The organism is Variovorax sp. GW822-FHT04A09 (assembly GCF_058801005.1).
The window spans coordinates 108,951-128,620 of record NZ_JBXAMV010000005.1 but is presented as its reverse complement, the minus strand read 5'-3'; the positions used below and the strand labels follow the sequence as shown (position 1 = coordinate 128,620).

At 68.5% G+C, this 19,670-nt stretch carries 18 protein-coding genes and 1 pseudogene; 13 read left to right on the top strand and 6 right to left on the bottom strand.

The genetic code is table 11. From position 1 onward, the window contains the following. Positions 1 to 74: 74 nt before the first annotated feature. On the bottom strand, positions 75 to 2,249 hold the full coding sequence (locus tag AC1RLW_RS24000; protein ID WP_493195414.1) for a malate synthase G: 2,175 nt from the start codon (positions 2,247 to 2,249) through the stop codon (positions 75 to 77). 255 nt (positions 2,250 to 2,504) lie between these two features. On the opposite strand from AC1RLW_RS24000, the pseudogene hisC reads away from it, so the two are divergent. Both hisC and AC1RLW_RS23990 read left to right on the top strand, forming a co-directional pair. Continuing rightward, positions 2,505 to 3,488 (top strand): annotated as a pseudogene (gene hisC, locus AC1RLW_RS23995) (histidinol-phosphate transaminase); the annotation flags it as partial. Between the two features lie 53 nt (positions 3,489 to 3,541). Then, entirely contained in the window at positions 3,542 to 4,510 is a 969-nt protein-coding gene (locus AC1RLW_RS23990) for a Bug family tripartite tricarboxylate transporter substrate binding protein (protein ID WP_493195413.1), read from the top strand. A 3-nt stretch (positions 4,511 to 4,513) separates the two neighbouring features. Here AC1RLW_RS23990 and AC1RLW_RS23985 read toward each other — a convergent pair whose 3' ends face one another. Next, on the bottom strand, positions 4,514 to 5,254 hold the full coding sequence (locus AC1RLW_RS23985) for an IclR family transcriptional regulator (protein WP_493195412.1): 741 nt from the start codon (positions 5,252 to 5,254) through the stop codon (positions 4,514 to 4,516). A gap of 89 nt (positions 5,255 to 5,343) precedes the next feature. Between AC1RLW_RS23985 and AC1RLW_RS23980 the strand changes: the two genes are divergently transcribed. The 4 genes from AC1RLW_RS23980 (at position 5,344) to AC1RLW_RS23965 (ending at position 8,948) form a co-directional block, all read left to right on the top strand. Next, entirely contained in the window at positions 5,344 to 6,279 is a 936-nt protein-coding gene (locus AC1RLW_RS23980) for a hydroxymethylglutaryl-CoA lyase (RefSeq protein WP_493195411.1), read from the top strand. Beyond that, a complete protein-coding gene (locus tag AC1RLW_RS23975) occupies positions 6,272 to 7,462 on the top strand; it encodes a CaiB/BaiF CoA transferase family protein (RefSeq protein ID WP_062479735.1) in 1,191 nt (396 codons plus the stop codon). Before AC1RLW_RS23980 ends, AC1RLW_RS23975 begins: the two co-directional genes overlap by 8 nt. A 41-nt stretch (positions 7,463 to 7,503) precedes the next feature. Then, positions 7,504 to 8,430: a LysR family transcriptional regulator gene (locus AC1RLW_RS23970; RefSeq protein WP_062479733.1), complete on the top strand. Its 927-nt coding sequence runs from the start codon at positions 7,504 to 7,506 to the stop codon at positions 8,428 to 8,430. Positions 8,431 to 8,495: 65 nt separating this feature from the next. Then, positions 8,496 to 8,948, top strand: a complete 453-nt coding sequence (locus AC1RLW_RS23965; RefSeq protein WP_056584391.1) for a DUF2214 family protein — start codon at positions 8,496 to 8,498, stop codon at positions 8,946 to 8,948. 90 nt (positions 8,949 to 9,038) lie between these two features. Here the strand turns inward: AC1RLW_RS23965 and AC1RLW_RS23960 are convergent, their stop codons facing one another. Next, complete coding sequence (locus AC1RLW_RS23960; RefSeq protein WP_493195410.1) at positions 9,039 to 9,407, bottom strand: hypothetical protein; 369 nt, start codon at positions 9,405 to 9,407, stop codon at positions 9,039 to 9,041. Positions 9,408 to 9,539: 132 nt separating this feature from the next. Here AC1RLW_RS23960 and argS point away from each other — a divergent pair, with 132 nt between their 5' ends. The 7 genes from argS (at position 9,540) to AC1RLW_RS23925 (ending at position 17,672) form a co-directional block, all read left to right on the top strand. Then, entirely contained in the window at positions 9,540 to 11,225 is a 1,686-nt protein-coding gene (gene argS / locus AC1RLW_RS23955) for an arginine--tRNA ligase (protein WP_369631028.1), read from the top strand. A 14-nt stretch (positions 11,226 to 11,239) separates the two neighbouring features. Further along, positions 11,240 to 12,004 (top strand): SPOR domain-containing protein, encoded by a 765-nt coding sequence (locus tag AC1RLW_RS23950; protein WP_095949698.1) that lies wholly within the window; start codon positions 11,240 to 11,242, stop codon positions 12,002 to 12,004. A 156-nt stretch (positions 12,005 to 12,160) separates the two neighbouring features. Further along, positions 12,161 to 12,805, top strand: a complete 645-nt coding sequence (locus tag AC1RLW_RS23945) for a thiol:disulfide interchange protein DsbA/DsbL (protein WP_070063733.1) — start codon at positions 12,161 to 12,163, stop codon at positions 12,803 to 12,805. A 122-nt stretch (positions 12,806 to 12,927) separates the two neighbouring features. Next, complete coding sequence (lptA, locus tag AC1RLW_RS23940; protein ID WP_493195409.1) at positions 12,928 to 13,647, top strand: lipopolysaccharide transport periplasmic protein LptA; 720 nt, start codon at positions 12,928 to 12,930, stop codon at positions 13,645 to 13,647. Continuing rightward, the gene (gene lptB, locus AC1RLW_RS23935) at positions 13,644 to 14,438 is read left to right on the top strand and encodes an LPS export ABC transporter ATP-binding protein (RefSeq protein ID WP_070063734.1); all 795 of its coding nucleotides are present in this window, start codon (positions 13,644 to 13,646) and stop codon (positions 14,436 to 14,438) included. Before lptA ends, lptB begins: the two co-directional genes overlap by 4 nt. A gap of 17 nt (positions 14,439 to 14,455) precedes the next feature. Further along, the gene (gene rpoN, locus AC1RLW_RS23930) at positions 14,456 to 16,045 is read left to right on the top strand and encodes an RNA polymerase factor sigma-54 (protein WP_493195408.1); all 1,590 of its coding nucleotides are present in this window, start codon (positions 14,456 to 14,458) and stop codon (positions 16,043 to 16,045) included. Positions 16,046 to 16,055: 10 nt separating this feature from the next. Next, positions 16,056 to 17,672 carry a phospholipase D family protein gene (locus AC1RLW_RS23925; protein ID WP_493195407.1) on the top strand — a complete coding sequence of 539 codons (1,617 nt, stop codon included), beginning with the start codon at positions 16,056 to 16,058 and terminating at the stop codon, positions 17,670 to 17,672. Positions 17,673 to 17,739: 67 nt separating this feature from the next. Here AC1RLW_RS23925 and AC1RLW_RS23920 read toward each other — a convergent pair whose 3' ends face one another. From AC1RLW_RS23920 to AC1RLW_RS23910, 3 genes are all read right to left on the bottom strand, one after another. Further along, positions 17,740 to 18,186, bottom strand: a complete 447-nt coding sequence (locus AC1RLW_RS23920) for a hypothetical protein (RefSeq protein ID WP_493195406.1) — start codon at positions 18,184 to 18,186, stop codon at positions 17,740 to 17,742. Between the two features lie 173 nt (positions 18,187 to 18,359). Beyond that, positions 18,360 to 19,007, bottom strand: a complete 648-nt coding sequence (locus AC1RLW_RS23915; protein WP_493195405.1) for a LysE family translocator — start codon at positions 19,005 to 19,007, stop codon at positions 18,360 to 18,362. A 25-nt stretch (positions 19,008 to 19,032) separates the two neighbouring features. Beyond that, positions 19,033 to 19,665, bottom strand: coding sequence for a YceI family protein (locus AC1RLW_RS23910; protein ID WP_493195588.1), 633 nt, complete (start codon positions 19,663 to 19,665; stop codon positions 19,033 to 19,035). Between the last annotated feature and the right edge of the window lie 5 nt (positions 19,666 to 19,670).

Below are 19,670 nucleotides of genomic sequence, written 5' to 3'. Positions count from 1 at the left end.
GCCCGAGGGCGCCGTTCGTTGCGTGTCTCCGAGGCGTCAGCGCCGGCGGTGGCCGGCGCTGCGCAAGGCGCGCGTCAGGCCGCGGCCTTGACCTTCAGGCGCCAGGCGTGCAGCAGCGGCTCGGTGTAGCCGCTGGGCTGCTCGATGCCCTTGAACACCAGGTCTTGCGCGGCCTTGTAGGCGGGGGAGGTGTCGAAGTGGCCGGCCATCGGCTGGTACAGCGCGTCGCCGGCGTTCTGCTCGTCGACCACCTTGGCCATGCGCTGGAAGGCCTCGTCGACCTGGGCCTTGGTGACCACGCCGTGCAGCAGCCAGTTGGCGATGTGCTGGCTCGAGATGCGCAGCGTGGCGCGGTCTTCCATGAGGCCGACGTTGTGGATGTCGGGCACCTTCGAGCAGCCCACGCCCTGGTCGACCCAGCGCACCACGTAGCCCAGGATGCCCTGCACGTTGTTGTCGATTTCCTGTTGCTTCTCGGCGTCGGTCCACTTCGCCTCGGCGGCGATCGGCACCTGCAGCAGCGCGTTCAGGATGTTCTCGCGCTCGCCGTCGGCGTCGATCTTCTCGAGCTCCTGCTGCACCGCGGTCACGCTGACCTGGTGGTAGTGCAGCGCGTGCAGCGTGGCGGCGGTGGGCGAGGGCACCCAGGCGGTGTTGGCGCCGGCCTTGGGATGGGCGATCTTCTGCTCGAGCATGGCGGCCATCAGGTCGGGCATGGCCCACATGCCCTTGCCGATCTGCGCCTTGCCGCGCAGGCCGCAGTTCAGGCCGACGAGCACGTTGTTCTTTTCGTAGGCGCTGATCCAGGCGCTGGACTTCATGTCGCCCTTGCGGATCATCGGGCCACCCTGCATGGCGGTGTGCATCTCGTCGCCGGTGCGGTCCAGGAAGCCGGTGTTGATGAAGGCCACGCGCGCGGCGGCCTCGGCGATGCAGGCCTGCAGGTTCACGCTGGTGCGGCGCTCCTCGTCCATGATGCCGAGCTTGACGGTGTTGGCGGGCAGGCCGAGCAGCTGCTCGACGCGGCCGAACAGCTCGCTGGCGAAGGCGACTTCGGCCGGGCCGTGCATCTTGGGCTTGACGATGTAGATGCTGCCGGTGCGCGAGTTGCCCTTGCGCTTGAGGTCGATCATGGCGATGGTGGTGGTGACCACGGCGTCCAGGATGCCTTCGGGGATTTCCTTGCCGCCTTCGTACAGGATGGCCGGGTTGGTCATCAGGTGGCCCACGTTGCGCAGGAACATGAGCGAGCGGCCGTGCAGCTTCAGCGGCTGGCCGTTGGCGCCGGTGTATTCGCGGTCGGCGTTCAGGCCGCGCGTGAAGGTCTTGCCGCCCTTGGCGACTTCTTCGGTGAGCGTGCCCTGCACGATGCCCAGCCAGTTGGCGTACGCGACGACCTTGTCGGCCGCGTCGACCACGGCCACCGAGTCTTCCAGGTCGAGGATGGTCGAGAGCGCGGCTTCGAGCACGAGGTCGCTCACGCCGGCCGCATCGCTCTTGCCGATGGCGGTGCTGCGGTCGATGCGGATGTCCAGGTGGATGCCGTTGTGCTTGAGCAGCACCGACGACGGCGCGGCGGCGTCGCCCTGGTAGCCGATGAACTGCGATGCGTCGGCCAGGCCGGTGGTGCTGCCCTGCAGCGCGACGACCAGCTGGCCGTCCTTCACGCTGTAGCCGGTGGCGTTCTTGTGCGAGCCGTTGGCCAGCGGTGCGGCCTGGTCGAGCACGTTGCGCGCGAACTCGATGACCTTGGCGCCGCGCACGGGGTTGTAGCCCTTGCCCTTTTCGGCGCCGCCGGTTTCGGGAATGGCGTCGGTGCCGTACAGCGCGTCGTACAGCGAGCCCCAGCGCGCGTTGGCGGCGTTCAGGGCATAGCGCGCGTTCAGGATCGGCACCACCAGCTGCGGGCCGGCCTGCAGCGCGAGTTCGGAGTCGACGTTGGCCGTGGTGGCCTTCACGCCCTTGGGCTGCGGCAGCAGGTAGCCGATCTTTTCCAGGAAGGCGCGGTAGGCCGGCATGTCGGCGATCGGGCCGGGGTTCTTCTTGTGCCAGGCGTCGAGTTCGCTCTGCAGGCGGTCGCGCTCGGCGAGCAGGGCGACGTTCTTGGGCGCCAGGTCATGGACGATGGCGTCGAAGCCCTTCCAGAACACGTCGCTGGCCACGCCGCTGGCGGGCAGGACCTTCTCTTCGACGAAGCGGTGCAGTTCGGTCGCGACCTGGAGTCGGTGGGCGGTGGTGCGGTCGGTCATGTGTTTCTCCTTGGGGAACGCAATGCAAAAAACAGGAAATCGGGGGCGGCGCAGCAGTGGGGCGCACTTGCCCCAGGTGAAGCCATGGGAGAACTGTATTCGATACTTTGCGGGCCAGTAAGAGCCGAAAGTGAGATTTATCTGTGACAAAAATGAAGGTAATCGATAAGAGCCCAAGCGCCGCTTCAAAGGGTAGGCCCTGAGGCCGGGCCGGTGGCAGCTGTATATATTTAACTTCTTAAATAATCAGCTCCCGCCGCAATGATCCTCCTGGCTTCCAACGAAAACCCGCTCGGCATGCCCGAGTCGGCCCGCCGCGCCGCCGCTGCCGCCCTCGAAGGCGCGGGCAACTACCCCGACAGCAACGGCACCGCGCTCAAGCAGGCGCTGGCCGCGCGGCTGGACGTGCCGCCCGAGTGGCTCACGCTGGGCAGCGGGTCGAGCGAAATCCTCGAGCTCGCGGCGCAGGTCAGCCTCAAGCCGGGCGAGAACGTCGTCTATTCGCAGTACGGTTTCATCGTCTATGCGGCGGCCACGGCGCACGCCCACGCGCGCGCCACCGTCGTGCCCTCGCGCGACTTCGGCCACGACCTGGACGCGATGCGCGCCGCCATCGGCGACGACACCAAGCTGGTCTTCGTGGCCAACCCGAACAACCCGACCGGCACCTTCATCGATGCTGCGCCGCTGCGCGACTTTCTGCAATCGGTGCCCGCGCACGTGACGGTGCTGCTCGACGAGGCCTACACCGAGTACCTGGCGCCCGCGCAGCGCTACGACAGCATCGAATGGGTGCGCCGCCTGCCGAACCTGATCGTGGCGCGCACCTTCTCCAAGGCCTTCGGCCTGGCGGGGCTGCGCATCGGCTACGGCGTGTCGCAGCCGGCGCTCACGGCGCGCCTGAACGCGCACCGCCCGCGCTTCAACGTGACGACGCCGGCCCAGGCCGCGGCCGTGGCGGCGCTGGGCGACACCGACTTCCTGGCGCGCACCTACGAACTCAACACCGCCGGGCGCGAACAGCTCGCCACGGGCTTCGCCGCGCTGGGCCTGCCGCACGTGCCGTCGTCGGGCAACTTCGTGATGGTGCAGGTCGGCGATGCGCCGGCCGTGCACGCGCGCCTGCTGGCCGCCGGCATCGAGGTCTCGCTGCTCGGCCCGTATGGCCTGCCGCAATGGCTGCGCGTGAGCGTCGGCCTGCCGGCGCAGAACGAGGCGCTGCTGGCCGCGCTGCGCTGACAGCCACGCGCACAGAGCACACCGAAGAACAACCACCCCGAGGAGACCGCCCCATGCAACGCCGCCAGTTCGCAGTGCAGGCCGCTGCCGTCATCACCGCCACGGCCCTCGCGCCGATGGCGTTCGCGCAGGAGCGCACGGTGCGCATCCTGATCGGCTTTCCGCCGGGCGGGTCGGCCGATGTGGTCGCGCGCATCCTGGCCGACAAGATGCGCGTGTCGCTCGGACAGAACGTCATCGTCGACAACAAGCCCGGCGCGGCCGGCCGGCTGGCGCTGGCCGAACTCAAGCGCTCGCCGCCGGACGGCAGCGTGCTGATCTTCTCGCCCAGCGGCGCGATGGTGATCCACCCGTGGCTGTATTCGAACCTCGGCTACGACACGGTGAAGGACTTCACGCCGATCGCGCTCGGCAGCACCTTCGACTTCGCGGTCACGGCCGGGCCGGGCGCGCCGGCGGGCGACCTGAAGGCGGTGCTGGCCTGGATGAAGGCCAACCCGGGCAAGGCCAACTACGCGACCTCGGGCGCCGGCACGGTGCCGCATTTCGCGGGCCAGCTGCTGGCGCAGGCCTCGGGCGTGCCGATGACGCACGTCGCCTACCGCGGCGGCGCGCCGGCCGCGCAGGACCTCATCGGCGGACAGGTGCCGCTGATGGTGGACACCGCCTCGGAAACCATCGAGCACCACCGCGCGGGCAAGGTCCGCATCCTCGCGGTGACGGGCGAAAAGCGCAGCCGCGCGCTGCCCGACGTGCCGACACTGAAAGAAGCGGGCATCAACGTGACGGCCGATGCCTTCTTCGGGCTGTATGGCCCGCCGGGCATGTCGCCCGAGCTGGTCGCGCGCATCGACAAGGCCGTGGCCGACGCGCTGCGCATGCCCGATGTGCAGGAAAAAATCTACGCGCTGGGCCTCGTGCCGGCACATGCGGGGCCGGCGGAACTGGCGAGCATCCAGGCGACGCACCTGAAGCGGTGGGAGCTGCCCATCAAGAACTCGGGCTTCAAGGCTGAGTCCTGAAGTTCACACCTGCCCGCTGAGCGCCTTCGCCGCCGCGCGCACGGGCTCGATGTAGCCCGCGTCGTAGCGGTGCGTCGGCATCGTCAGCGTGACCGCCGCGGCCAGGCCGCCATCCGCATGGAACACCGGCGCCGAGATGCCCGCCAGCTCGGCCGTGCGGTCGCCCACCAGCGCGCAATAGCCTTGCGCGCGGATCGCGTCGTACAGCTTGCGCTCCTTCGCGCCACGCGGCCGTTCGCCTTCAGGCCCGAAGGCGATCAGCACGCGCGCGCCCGCGCCCCGGTCGTTGGGCAGCAGGTCGCCCGCGCGCACGTGGTCGCGCACGACATGCGAGGAATCGACGCGGAACTGGCACAGCCGCACCCAGCTGTCGCCCTGGTCCTGCCGCACGTGGTACGCCGCGCTCTCGCCGGTGGCGGCGGCGAGCGTGCGCAGCACCGGCAGCACGAGGCGGTCGAGCGACTGCGACGCCGCATACAGCCCGTGCAGCCGCGCGATCTCCAGCCCCAGCGCATAGCGCCCGTCGTCCTGCCGGCGGATCAGCCGCGCATGTTCGAGCGAGGCCAGCAGGCGCAGCACCGTGCTCTTGTAGAGCTGCGTGCGCTCGGCGAACTGGGCGAGCGACAGCGCCTCGTCGCCGGGCCGGAAGGCCGACAGCAGGCTCAGCGCGCGGTCGACCGCGGCGGCGCCGCCGGGGGCGGCGTTGAGGTCGGACACCGATTCGGTCTGGGCTTTGCGGGGCATGGCGTGGCTTGACAGTCGGCGGGCTTGCCGATTTAATTCTGTTTAACAGAATATAGTTCTGCAAGATAGAACAGTCAAGAAAGCACCCGATGACCTCCCCCGACGTTCTCATCAGCGAGGTCGGTCCGCGCGACGGCCTGCAGTCCGTGAAGGCCACCATGCCCACGGCCGACAAGCTGCGCTGGATCGACGCGCTGCATGCCGCCGGCCTGCGCGAGATCGAGGTCGCTTCGTTCGTGCCCGCGAAGCTGCTGCCGCAGATGGCCGACGCCGCCGAGGTGGTGCGCCATGCCGTCACGCTGCCCGGCCTCGTGGTGATGGCGCTGGTGCCCAACCGCAAAGGCGCGCAGGCCGCGCTCGAGGCGGGCGTGCACAAGCTCACGATGCCGGTGTCGGCCAGCGTCGCGCATTCGCTGGCCAACGTGCGCAAGACGCCGACCGAGATGGTCGAGGAGGTGCGCGCCATCGCCGAGCTGCGCGGTGCCCTCGCGCCGCAGGTGAAGCTCGAAGCGGGCATCTCCACCGCCTTCGGCTGCACGCTGCAGGGCCAGGTGCCGGAAGACGACGTGATCCGCCTGGCGGTGCAGTGCGTCGAGGCCGGCGCGCAGGAGGTCGGCCTGTCGGACACCGTGGGTTATGCCAACCCCGCGCAGGTGCGCCGCCTCTTCAAGCGGCTGCGCGCCGAACTCGGCGTGCACGCGGGTGCGGCCCACATGCACAACACGCGCGGCCTGGGCATCGCCAATTGCCTGGCCGCGTGGGACGAGGGCGTGCGCACCTTCGACGCCTCGCTCGGCGGCCTTGGCGGCTGCCCGTATGCGCCGGGCGCGTCGGGCAATGCCGTCACCGAAGACCTCGTCTTCATGTTCGAGGCCATGGGTGTGCGCACCGGCATCGACATCGACAAACTCATCGCGGCGCGCGCGCCGCTCAAGGCCGGCCTGCCCGGCGAGCCGGTCTACGGCATGACGCCCGAAGCCGGCCTGCCCAAGGGCTTTGTCCAGGAAACCCTCTCTCATGTCTGAAGCCAATCCCTTGCCCTACGCGGGCGTGCGCGTCGTCGAGTTCACCCACATGGTCATGGGCCCGACCTGCGGCCTGCTGCTGGCTGACCTGGGCGCCGAGGTCATCAAGGTCGAGCCCATCGAAGGCGACAACACGCGCCGCCTGCTGGGCTCGGGCGCGGGTTTCTTCCCGACCTTCAACCGCAACAAGAAGAGCATCGCGCTCGACCTGAAGAAGCCCGAGGGCGTGGAGGCCGCGCTGCGTCTCATCGCCACCGCCGACATCGTGAGCGAGAACTTCAAGCCCGGCACGATGAAGAAGCTGGGGCTCGACTACGACACGCTGGCCAAGCTCAACCCGCGCCTCATCTACGTGAGCCACAAGGGCTTCCTGCCCGGCCCGTACGACCACCGCACCGCCCTCGACGAGGTGGTACAGATGATGGGCGGCCTGGCCTACATGACCGGCCGCGCCGGCGATCCGCTGCGCGCGGGCACCAGCGTGAACGACATCATGGGCGGCATGTTCGGCGCCATCGGCGCGATGGCCGCGCTGCGCCAGCGCGATCTCACCGGCAAGGGCTGCGAGGTGCAGTCGGCGCTGTTCGAGAACAACGTGTTCCTGGTCGCGCAGCACATGATGCAGTTCGCCGCCACGGGCAAGGCGGCCGACCCGATGCCCAGCCGCATCTCGGCCTGGGCTGTGTACGACGTGTTCACGGTGAAGGACGGCGAGCAGATCTTCCTGGCGGCCGTGAGCGACAAGCAGTGGGCCATCTTCTGCAAGGCCTTCGGCCTCGAGGAGATGCTGGCCGACCCGCGCCTGAAGACCAACAACGACCGCGTGCGCGCACGCGAGTGGATGATGCCGATCCTGCGCTCGCACCTCGCCAACCACAGCGCGGCCGAACTGAGCGCGGTGTTCGAGCAGAACGAGCTGCCCTTCGCGCCCATCACCAAGCCGCAGGAGCTGTTCGACGACCCGCACCTCAACGCCACCGGCGGCCTCGCGCCCGTGCGCATGAACGACGGCCACATGGCCAAGGTGCCGCTCGCGCCGTTCACGCTGGGCGGCGAACGCCCCGGCATCCGCCTGCAGCCGCCGCACATCGGCGAGCACAGCGAGGCGCTGCTGAAGGAGGTGGGCTACAGCGACGGCGACATCGCCGCGCTGCGGGCGCAAGGCGTCACGGCCGGCGACTGAGCCCCTGCTCCATGCGCGGCGGGCGATATAGTTCCCGCGCCATGGACCGCCTCAAGCAGCTCGAATCCTTTGTCTCGGTCGCGACCCGCGGCAGCCTCACCGCGGCGGCCAAGGCGGAAGGCGTGGCGCCCGCGATCATGGGCCGGCGCATCGACGCGCTCGAAGAGCGCCTGGGCGTCAAGCTGCTGGTGCGCACCACGCGCCGCATCGCGCTCACGCACGAAGGCAGCGCCTTTCTCGAAGACTGCCAGCGCCTGCTGACCGAGTTCGCGAACGCCGAGGCCAGCGTGAGCGCCGGCGGCGTGAAGGCCAGCGGCCACCTGCGCGTGACGGCGCCGGCCGGCTTCGGCCGCCGCCACGTCGCGCCACTGGTGCCGCGCTTTCATGCGCTGCATCCCGAGGTGACGATCTCGCTGAACCTCAGCGACCGCGTGGTCGACGTCACGGGCGAGAGCTTCGACTGCGCGGTGCGCGTGGGCGACCTGCCCGACTCGTCGCTCGTGAGCGTGCGCCTGGCCGACAACCGCCGCCGCTGCGTCGCCACGCCCGAGTTTCTGCGCCGCCACGGCGCGCCCAAACACCCGGGCGAACTGTCGCGCTTTGCCTGCCTCACGCTGTCGAGCGACGCCTCGCAGACGCGCGGCTGGGCCTTTCGCATTACCAGCGAGGAGGGCGTGCAGGAACTCATTCACCTGCGCCCCAGCGGCCCGCTCGATTGTTCCGACGGCCAGGTGCTGCACGACTGGTGCCTGGCAGGCCACGGCATCGCCTGGCGCAGCACCTGGGAGGTCGAGGCCGAGATCGACGCCGGCCTGCTCGTGCCCCTGCTCGACGACTTCGCCGCGCCGCCCAACGGCATCTATGCGGTGTTCACAGGCACCAAGCACCTGCCGCTGCGCGTGCGACTGTGGCTTGATTTCCTCAAAGCGCAGTACGGGCAGCCGGAATTCTGGGGCGGGCGGTCCTGAAATCGTGACCGGGCGGCACAATGCTTTTTGCATTTGCTTGCAACCCCCGATGAAGAAAGTTTCCGATGACCCTCGAAGCCATCCTCGCCTACCTGCATCTGTTGGCCATCCTCACGATGGTCGTGTTCATCTCCAGTGAAGCCGCGCTGTGCCGCGTGCAATGGCTCAATGCCGCCGTGGTCGAGCGGCTGGCCAAGGTCGACATGGTCTACGGCATCGCCGCGATCGCCGTGCTGGCCACGGGCATCGCGCGCACCTGGTGGGGCGTGAAGGGCACGGCCTGGTACTGGACCAACCCGCTGCTGCACGTGAAGCTCACGCTGTTCATCATCGTGGGCGTGCTGTCGATCTTTCCGACGCTGACCTACTTCCGCTGGCGCAAGACGCTGCGCGCCACGGGCAAGCTGCCGGCAGAGGCCGACATCCTGAAGACGCGCAAGCTGGTGATGATCCAGGCGCACCTGATCGCGCTGATCCCGCTGGTGGCGGTGTTCCTGGCGCGCGGCTTCGGCAAGTAATCAATACAAAGACAAAAAAGAAAAGGCCCGCATGAGCGGGCCCCTTCGGGAGTAACAAATGTCAGCGCCGCAGGGCGGCGCCGCGCCGGATCAGGCCTTGGCCGCGTCGGCTTCGCACTTCTTCATGAAGCTGTTCTTGGCGGCGCCAGCCAGGGCCTTGCCGTTCTTGTCGACCGCCTTGGCGGCGCAGGCGGGAGCGGCGGCGGCCTTGGTGCACTTCTTCATGAAGCTGTTCTTGGCAGCGCCGGCCAGGGGCTTGCCGTTCTTGTCGATGGCCTTGGCATCGCAGCTGGCGCCACCGGCGGGTGCGGCCGCAGCGGCAGGGGCTGCCGCAGGGGCGGCGGCGGCGGCAGCGGGGGCCACGACCGGGGCGGGAGCCTTGTCCTGCGCGTAGGCGCTGAACGACAGGCAGGCGCCGAGCGCGACGGTGGAGGCGACCAGGGAAAGGAGCTTCTTCATGGTGGATATGTCCTTGCAAGGTTGGGTTGTGACAGACGCCCCGCCTCGGGGCCGACCATCCTAACGGGCGACATCGCCCATCGGATGACGATCGTTAACTGGGTCCGGGTTTGCCCCCGGTAAAATTCACAGATGCTATTGGTCAAACAGGAGCTGCTCGCGGCGCTCGCGAACACGCTCGAAACCCTCTCTCCCGGCGCCGGTGCCAAAGCCGCGTTCGAGTCGCCCAAGGTGGCGGCGCACGGCGATTTCGCCAGCACCGCTGCCATGCAGCTCGCCAAGCCGCTGGGGCGCAAGCCTCGCGAACTGGCCGAGGAACTGAGCGCTGCGCTGCTCGCCACCCCCGCTTTCGGCCAATGGGTCGAGGCCATCGAGATCGCCGGCCCCGGCTTCCTCAACATCCGCCTGAAGGCTGCCGCCAAGCAGCAGATCGTGCGCGAGGTGCTGGCCGCCGGCGAAGGCTTCGGCCAGCAGCCCGCCACCGGCGAAAAGGTGCTGGTCGAGTTCGTGTCGGCCAACCCGACCGGTCCGCTGCACGTCGGCCACGGCCGCCAGGCCGCGCTGGGCGACGCCATCTGCAACCTGCAGGCCTCGCAGGGTCAGAGCGTGTGGCGCGAGTTCTATTACAACGACGCCGGCGTGCAGATCCAGACGCTGGCCAACAGCACGCAGCTGCGCGCCAAGGGCTTCAAGCCCGGCGACCCCGAGTGGCCCAGCGGCGAAAAGGCCCCGGCCTACAACGGCGACTACATCGCCGACATCGCCGAGGACTTCAAGGCGAAGAAGACCGTCAAGTCGGACGACCGCGAGTACACCGCCAGCGGGGACATCGACGACCTGGACAGCATCCGCGAGTTCGCCGTGGCCTACCTGCGCCGCGAGCAGGACCTCGATCTGCAGGCCTTCCGCGTGCGTTTCGACAACTACTACCTCGAGTCCAGCCTCTACACCAGCGGCCGCGTCGAAGCCGCCGTGGCCAAGCTCGTGGCCGCCGGCAAGACCTACGAGCAGGACGGCGCGCTGTGGCTGAAGTCGACCGACTACGGCGACGACAAAGACCGCGTGATGAAGAAGAAGGACGGCACGTACACGTACTTCGTGCCCGATGTGGCGTATCACATCGCCAAGTGGGAGCGCGGTTTCCACAAGGTCGTGAACATCCAGGGCACCGACCACCACGGCACGATCGCGCGCGTGCGCGCCGGCCTGCAGGCCGCGGGCGAAGGCATTCCCGAGGGCTACCCCGACTACGTGCTGCACACCATGGTGCGCGTCATGAAGGGCGGCGAAGAGGTCAAGATCAGCAAGCGCGCCGGCAGCTACGTCACGCTGCGCGACCTGATCGAGTGGACCAGCACCGATGCCGTGCGCTTCTTCCTGCTCAGCCGCAAGCCCGACACCGAATACACCTTCGACGTCGACCTGGCGGTCACCAAGAACAACGACAACCCCGTGTACTACGTGCAGTACGCCCACGCGCGCATCTGCTCGGTGCTCGCGGCCTGGGGCGGCGACGTGGCCGCGCTCAAGGCGGTCGACCTGTCGCCGCTGGACAGTCCGGCGGCCCAGGCGCTGATGCTGCTGCTGGCCAAGTACCCGGCCATGCTGACGGCGGCAGCGAAGGATTTCGCCCCGCACGACGTGACTTTCTACCTGCGCGAACTCGCGGCCAGCTACCACAGCTACTACGATGCCGAGCGCATCCTGGTGGACGACGAGCCGGTCAAGCTGGCGCGTCTCGCACTCGTCGCAGCGGCCGCGCAGGTGCTGCACAATGGCCTCGCGATCCTCGGCGTCAGTGCGCCGAGCAAGATGTGAATCACCCTCTGAACATGAAGAAGACAAGCAGACAACGCGGCAACATCGTCATCGGGCTGATCATCGGCCTGGTGCTCGGTCTGGGCGTCGCCCTGGGCATCGCGGTCTACGTCACCAAGGTGCCGATCCCGTTCGTCAACAAGACGCAACGCGGCGGTGCCGAGCAGGACGAAGCCGAAGCCCGCAAGAACCGCGACTGGGACCCGAACGCGCCGCTGGCCGGCAAGGCCGGCGCGCCCAAGCCGGCCGCCACGCCGCCGGCCGCCACGGCCACCGGCCCGGTGAACCCGATCACCGGCGCGCCCGCCACCGTGGCCCCCGGCACGCCGCCCGTCGCCACCGCGCCGGTCACCGCCCCGGCCCCCGTCGTGGTGGCGCCCAAGCCGGCACGCCCCGCGCCGGTGCCGGCCGAAGCCAACGCCCTGCCGCCGTCGAACGATCCGCTGGGCGACCTGGCCCGCGCCCGCGCAGGCGGCAGCACGACCACCGCGTCCGCCGCGCCGAGCCACACGGCCGCCGCGCCGTCGTCGTCGGGTGCCGATCCCTTCATGTACTTCGTGCAGGCCGGCGCCTTCCGCACCACCGACGACGCCGAGGCGCAACGCGCCAAGCTGTCGCTCATGGGCGTCGAGGCCAAGGTCACCGAGCGCGAGCAGGCCGGTCGCACGGTCTACCGCGTGCGCGCGGGCCCGTTCAACAAGAAGGACGACGCCGACCGGCTCAAGGAACGGCTCGACGGCGGCGGTCTCGAATCGGCGCTGGTGCGCGTGCAGCGCTGACCCGTCAGCGCCTTTCTTGAACAGCCTTTAAGCTCTCGCCCGCGCGGCATCCGCCGCACTCGTTTGTCAATTCCAGCGCCTCGGTCGCGCCGCCCAAGGGGAACTCCCGGCGGCGCGCCGGCTCTGTACTGCGGTACCCACAGGAGAACCTTTTCCATGAAACGTCGTGACTTTTCGCTGGCCGCCACTTCGATCGGGCTGCTTTCGCTGGCTGCCGTTCCGGCACACGCGCAGCGCGCCCCCAAGGCCGGCACCGATTTCCTCGTGCTCGACAAACGCGTGCCCGTCGATGCACCCGCCGGCAAGGTCGAGGTGGTCGAGTTCTTCTCGTACAACTGCCCGCATTGCAACGACTTCGAGCCCTCGCTCGAAGCCTGGGTCAAGGCGGCCCCGAAGGAAGTGGCCTTCCGCCGCATCCCGGTGCCCTTCGTGGGCAACGACGTCGAAGCCAAGCAGCGCCTGTACTTCACGCTCGAAGCCATGGGCAAGCTGGAGGAATACCACCCGAAGGTCTTCGCCGCCATCCACGCGCAGCGCCAGAACCTGAACGGCGACGCCAACATCCAGGCCTGGGCCGAGCGTGCCGGCCTCGACGGCGCCAAGTTCAAGGAAACCTTTGCGTCCTTCGGCGTGGCCAGCAAGGCCCGCCGCGCGGCGCAGCAGACCGAGGCCTACAAGGTCGCCGGCGTGCCGGCCCTGGCCGTGGCGGGCCGCTGGTATGTCGACGGCGAAACCGCCGGCAGCATGTCCAAGGTGCTGCAGGTCGCGACCTTCCTCATCGGCGAAGCCAAGAAGGGCTGACCGATCCGACGACCTGCTTTCTTGGTCGAATGCAAGGCCCGCTTCGGCGGGCTTTTTCATTGGCGGCGGTGGGCAATTGCCATCCCACGCATACAATGTTTCAGAGCAAGTTTCGTGCCTTTATGACATTGCCCTCCATCCCCACATTCCCCACCCTTCGTCGCCTCGGCCGCCTGGCTTTCGGTGCGCTGTTGCTGGCCGGTGCCGCCTCGGGCGTCCTGGCCGAAACCGCCGACCGCACCAAGCCGATGAACATCGAGTCCGACTCGATGCGCTACGACGACCTGAAACAGACCAGCGTGTTCACCGGCAACGTGCTGGTCACGAAGGGCACGATCATCATCCGCGGCGCGCGGCTGGACGTGCGCCAGGACGCCGAGGGCTACCAGTACGGCGTGGTCACGGCCGCGCCCGGCAAGCTGGCCTATTACAAGCAGAAGCGCAACGCCGGCGACGAGTGGATCGAGGGCGAGTCCGAAGTCATCGAGTACGACAGCCGCGCCGACAACGTCAAGTTCATCCGCCGCGCCGTCATGCGCCGGCTGATCGGCGCCACGGCCAACGACGAGAGCAGCGGCGCGCTGATCGTCTACGACCAGAGCAACGACACCTACACCGTCAACGGTTCCCTCGTGCCGCCGAACGCCGGCGTCTCGGCGGGCGGTGGCGGCCGCGTGAAGGCCATCCTCACGCCGAAGGCCACGCCGGCCCCGGCGGCGCCCGGCTCCGCACCCGCGGCCGGCGGCAAGAAGCCTGCGGCCCCGGCACCCACCCCCGCGCCCGGCGCCGGGCTGCGCCCGAGCACCACGCTGGGCGGCACCGAAGGGGAAGGGCGCAAGTGATCGAAACCGCAGGAACCCAGACCGCCGACGGCATTCCGGGCAGCCGCCTCGTGGCGCGCGGCCTCAAGAAGAGCTACGGCAGCCGCACGGTCGTGAAAGACGTCTCGCTCGATGTGCAAAAGGGCGAGGTCGTCGGACTGCTCGGCCCCAACGGCGCGGGCAAGACCACCTCGTTCTACATGATCGTCGGGCTGGTGCGCGCCGACGCCGGCGAGATCACCATCGACGGCGAGCCCATCGCCCACATGCCCATCCACCGCCGCGCGCGCATGGGCCTGAGCTACCTGCCGCAGGAGGCCTCGATCTTCCGCAAGCTCACGGTCGAGGAAAACGTGCGCGCCGTGCTCGAGCTGCAGCGCGAGCCCGACGCCAACGGCCGCATGATGCCGCTGACCAAGCAGCACACCGAAGAGCGCCTGGCCGACCTGCTGGCCGACCTGCGCGTGGACCACCTGCGCGATTCGCCCGCGCTTGCGCTGTCGGGCGGCGAGCGCCGCCGCGTTGAAATTGCACGCGCGCTGGCCACGCAGCCGCGCTTCATTCTGCTGGACGAGCCCTTCGCCGGCATCGACCCGATCGCGGTGATCGAGATCCAGCGGATCATCAGTTTCCTGAAAGAGCGCGGCATCGGCGTGCTCATCACCGACCACAACGTGCGTGAGACGCTGGGCATCTGCGATCACGCGTTCATCATCAGCGACGGGCACGTGCTGGCACAAGGCACACCCTCGGAGATCGTCGACAACGCCGAGGTACGCAGGGTGTACCTGGGCGAGCACTTCCGCATGTAAGGGAGGGTCGGGTCTCCATGAAGCAAGGGCTGTCCCTTCGCGTCTCGCAGCATCTGGCCTTGACGCCACAGCTGCAGCAGTCCATTCGCCTGCTCCAGCTCTCCACGCTCGAACTGAGCCAGGAGGTGGAGCAGATGCTGGACGAGAACCCGTTCCTCGAGCGCACCGCGGAAGAAGCGGCGCGCGAGGAGTTCGGGCTGGACACGGCCGACGCGCCGGTGCCGCGCGACGACGCGGGCGAGGGCGAGGCCGAGTTCACGCCGTCCGCCGCCAGCACGTCCTCCACGTCCAGCGACACCACCACCTCGACCCCCGACACCGACGGCCCCGCCGCCGAGATCGCCGAGCGCGAGCCCGACTGGGAAGGCGACGGCACCGTCGACATGGCGCCCGACGACAGCGAGTGGGGCAGCGATGCGCCCGCACGCCAGAACAACCTGGGCGACGACGAGCGTGCCGACGCCACCGAACTCGCGCGCAGCCAGGAGTCGCTGCAGTCCTTCCTGCATCGCCAGGCGCTGAGCCTGCGCCTCAATGAAAACGACTGCGCCGCGCTGCGCTTTTTGATCGAATCGCTCAACGACGACGGTTACCTCGAAGACTCGCTGCCCGCGCTGGCCTCGGGCCTGGCGGGCGACGACAACGACCAGTTCGACGACCTCGTGCACCACTTCCAGGTGGCGCTGGGCCTGCTGCAGAGCCTGGAGCCGGCCGGCGTCGGCGCGCGCGACCTCGGCGAATGCCTGAGCATCCAGCTGAAGGCGCTCGCCAGCGAAGACGAGACCGAGGCCGAAGCGCTCATCCGCAAGACCGCCATCGCGATCTGCAAGCAGCCGATGGAGCTGCTCGCGCGGCGTGACTTCAAGCGCCTGGCCACGCTCACGCGCACCAACGAAGAGTTGGTGCGCTCGGCGCTGCAGATCATTGCGCGCCTGGAGCCCAAGCCGGGCCGCCGCTTTGTCGACGTCGAACGCAACATCGTCATTCCCGATGTGATCGTCACCAAGACCGGGCGCGGCACCAACGTGAAGTTCCGCGTCATGCTCAACCCCGAAGTCATGCCGCGCCTGCGCGTGCACGACATCTACGCCGGCGCGCTCAAGTCGCACAAGGGCGAGGGCAGCCAGGCGCTGTCGCAGCGGCTGCAGGAGGCGCGCTGGTTCATCAAGAACATCCAGCAGCGCTTCGACACCATCCTGCGCGTGAGCAACGCCATCGTCGAGCGCCAGAAGAGCTACTTCGTGCACGGCGAGCTGGCCATGCGCCCGCTGGTGCTGCGCGAGATCGCCGACGAGCTCGGCCTGCACGAGTCGACCATCTCGCGCGTGACCACCGCCAAGTACATGGCCACGCCCTTCGGCACGGTCGAGCTGAAGTACTTCTTCGGCTCGGCGCTGGGCACCGAGACCGGTGGCAATGCGTCGAGCACCGCGGTGCGCGCGCTGATCAAGCAGTTCGTGAGTTCCGAGAGCATCAAGAAGCCGCTGTCCGACAGCCAGATCTCCGAGATGCTGAAGGAGCAGGGCATCGAGTGCGCGCGCCGCACCGTCGCCAAGTACCGCGAAGCCTTGCGCATCGCACCGGCCAACCTGCGCAAAGCCCTGTAGAAAGCCCACGATGACCCGTCGCCTGCTGTCGCGCTGGGGGCATTGGGTCTTCGCCCTCGTGGCTGCATCGCTGTTCGCCGGCTGTGCCACCTTGCCCGACGACGCACCGCGCCCGCCCACCAAGGCCATCGCCGTCTCGGCCGACACCGCGCTCGGCAAGATCGCGTTGGCCTCGCAGCCCGACCCCGACCTCAGCGGCTTTCGCCTGATGCCCGGCGGCGACTTCGCCTTCGACACGCGGCTGCAGCTGGCGCGCCGCGCGCAGCGCACGCTCGACGTGCAGTACTACCAGATCGAGAACGACGAGACCGGCCGCTACCTGCTGCGCACCCTGCGCGATGCGGCCCAGCGCGGCGTGCGCGTGCGCCTGTTGATGGACGACCTGTACACGTCCGGCGAAGACGAGCTGTTGCTCGGGCTGGCCGCCACGCCGAACGTGGAGCTGCGCCTGTTCAACCCGTTCCCGGCCGGGCGCGGCAGCCTGCTCAAGCGCTTCACCGCGTCGCTGTTCGACTTCAGCCGCGTCAACCGCCGCATGCACAACAAGCTCTTCATCGCCGACGGCGCGATGGCGGTGGCGGGCGGGCGCAACATCGGCAACCAGTACTTCCGCCGCACCACCGGCCCGAACTTCATCGACCTCGACACCTTCGTCACGGGCGCGTTGATTCCGCGCCTGGGCGTGCTGTTCGACCAGTACTGGAACAGCCCGCACGTGCGCCCGATCGGCGCGGTCGTGCACACCGACCTGCCGCGCGAAGAGCTGCAGCGCCGCTTCGACGCCGCCACCGGCCCCGACACCACGCCGCCGCCGCCCAGGCCTGCGCCCAACGACCTGCTCGGCTACAGCCCCGTGGCCGACGACCTCGACGCCGGCAAGCTCGGCCTGATCTGGACCACCGCCGAGGCTTATGCCGATTCACCCGACCGCGTGATCGGCAAGACCGCGTCGTATGGCGGCGTGCCGCTGCTCGACGTGGACAGCGTGCGCTACAACGTGGTCGAGCAGATGCGCCGCGCGCGCAGCGAGGTGACGCTGGTCTCGCCCTACCTGATCCCGGGCGCGTCGGGGCTGGAGGTGATGCGTGAGATCCGCGGACGCAACGTGAAGATCAGCGTGGTCACCAACTCGCTCGCCGCCACCGACGAACCGCTCGTGCACACCGCCTACCGCCGCTACCGCGCCGACATGCTGGCGCTGGGCGCCGAGCTGCACGAGCTGAGTTCCGCGCGCACGCGGCGCAGCGTGCGCCTCGGCCTGTTCGGCACGTCGGTGGGCCGGCTGCACGCCAAGTCGGCGGTGATCGACCAGCGCATCCTCTTCGTCGGCTCGATGAATTTCGATCCGCGCTCCGAGATTCACAACACCGAGATCGGCCTGTTCATCCGCAGCCCCGAGATGGCGCAGCAGACCCTGAAGCTGCTCGATGTGCTCAAGCAGCAGGGCGCCTACCGGCTGCGCTTTGCCGAAGGCGCCGATGCGGGCGCCACCGGCTCGCGGCGCATCGAATGGGTCAGCGAGGAAGGCGGCAAGACCACTGTGCTGCACGAAGAACCCGACTCGGGCTTCTGGGACCGCACCATGCTCGAGCTGCTGGCGCCGCTCACGCCCGAGAGCTTGCTGTAGCGCAGCGGTGCTTCGCGAAAGGCTTTGCAAGCATGGCGCTGCCGCAGATGGTCGCTGGCGGCGAGCCTCAACGCGGGAGCGGTGGCTTTTCGGGAGTCGCGCAGGTCATTTGAGACTTCGGGACACGAAATCTCGTCTCGACCGTATCGAACCAGGCCATGTAAGAGCGCACGGAGTGTTCGTCGATCTCAAGAATCTCATCGCAGAATGAAAAGCCGGGCCCAATGATCGGGTTGCTGCTCGCAGTGATCACGGCGCAGATGCGATTGCCCTGAATCTTGTAGCGCATTGCCGCGGTGTAGGGCTCCTTGCTTTCAGGAAAAGCCCCACAAAAGGAGCTTGTGCCGTCGACGTATTCGTCATACCCATGGCACGTTTTTCCACCGTCATCGGAGTTGCACCACACGCCCTGCAGGGCCCGGTTCAGATCTTCGTCCCGTAGCGTCGCGGAAGAGGACTGTGTTGCAACAACCGTGAGAGCGGCGGCGATCAGGAGTTGGTGGACGAATGGCATGCGATGGGCTTGATGACGAAGCTGGACCTGGAAGCGGGACCATAGCCGTTGCCGATTGAAAACAACCCGGCTGCCGCGCACATCCCCTCAAGAAATCCAGACCGCGTGAAGAAAGACGCGGCTTCCCCCGGGCGCATTGCCCGGAGCCGGCATCGCCGGTCGAACCTGATCGATCAGGTGCCGCGCACCGCCGACCACACCAGCCGCAGGCCCAGCAGGCCCATCACGCCGCCGGCCGCACGGTCGATCCAGGTCTTGTAGCGCAGGTAGGCCGCGCGCGGCGCGGCCGAGGACAGCGCCAGCGCGACGATCGCGTACCAGCCCGTCTCGATGCAGAAGATCACGGCCGGCACCGCGAGCGCCAGCACCAGCGGCACCTCGCGCGGCAGGAAGGCCGCGAAGATGCTCGCGTACACCACCGCCGTCTTCGGGTTGCTGACCTGCGTGGCCAGGCCGAGCAGGAAGGTGCGTCCGCTGCGGCCCTGGCTGCGGGGCGAGGCGTCCGTGTCGGGCGTGATCGCGAGCGGCTGGCGCGCGCCGCGCCAGATGCGAAAGCCCAGGTAGATCAGGTACGCGCCGCCGAAGGCCTTGATCGCGAGGTACAGCCCCGGCACCGCGAGGAACGCCGCCTGCAGCCCGGCCAGCGCCGCGATGGAGAACGCCAGCCCGCCGGCGCCCATGCCCAGCGCCGCCGCGAGCCCGTCGCTGCGCGAGGCCACGGCCGTGCGCGCCACCATCACGAAGCTCGGGCCGGGGCTCATCGCGCCCACGGCCATGGCGCCGGCAATGCCGAGCAGGGACATGAGATGGGCGTCGGTCATGGGGTGGCTCCGGTGGGGAATGGGTTCATTGCACGTTCACGGCTTCGACCTGCACCAGCAGCTTCACCTTGTTCTCGAAGCCGAAGTTCAGGCCCCAGGTGATGCCCCAGTCGCTGCGCTGCACGGTGGCCTCGAAGTCGCCGCCACAGACCTGGCGGTTGATCAGCGGGTTCAGGTAGCAGTTGAAGCGCACGGCCTTCAGCGTCACCGGCTTGGTCTGGCCCATGAGCGTGAGCGTGCCGGGCACGTCGGTCACCTTGTCGCCGCTGAAGTCGATGCGCTCGGCCACGAAGCGGCCGGTGGGGAATTCGGCGACGTTGAAGAAGTCCTTGCTCTGCACGTGGCGGTTGAGCAGGTCGACGCCGGTGTTGATGGAGCTGATGTCCATCGTGATGTCGACCTTGCCGCTGGCACCGGTGCCGTCGATCTTCACCGAGCCGTCCTTGGTGCTGAAGCGGCCGCGGTTGGTGGTGGTGCCGTAGTGGCCCATCTCGTACATCACGAAGGTATGGGTCGGGTCGATCACGTAGCTGGCGTTCTTGACCGGCCCGCCCGCGGGCTTGGCGGCCAGCGGCGGCGCCGTGTATTCCTGGGCCGTGGCGGCCAGGGGCAGGGTCGCGCCCGCGCACAGGGCCGCGGCGAAGAAGAGCTTGTTCATGGCAA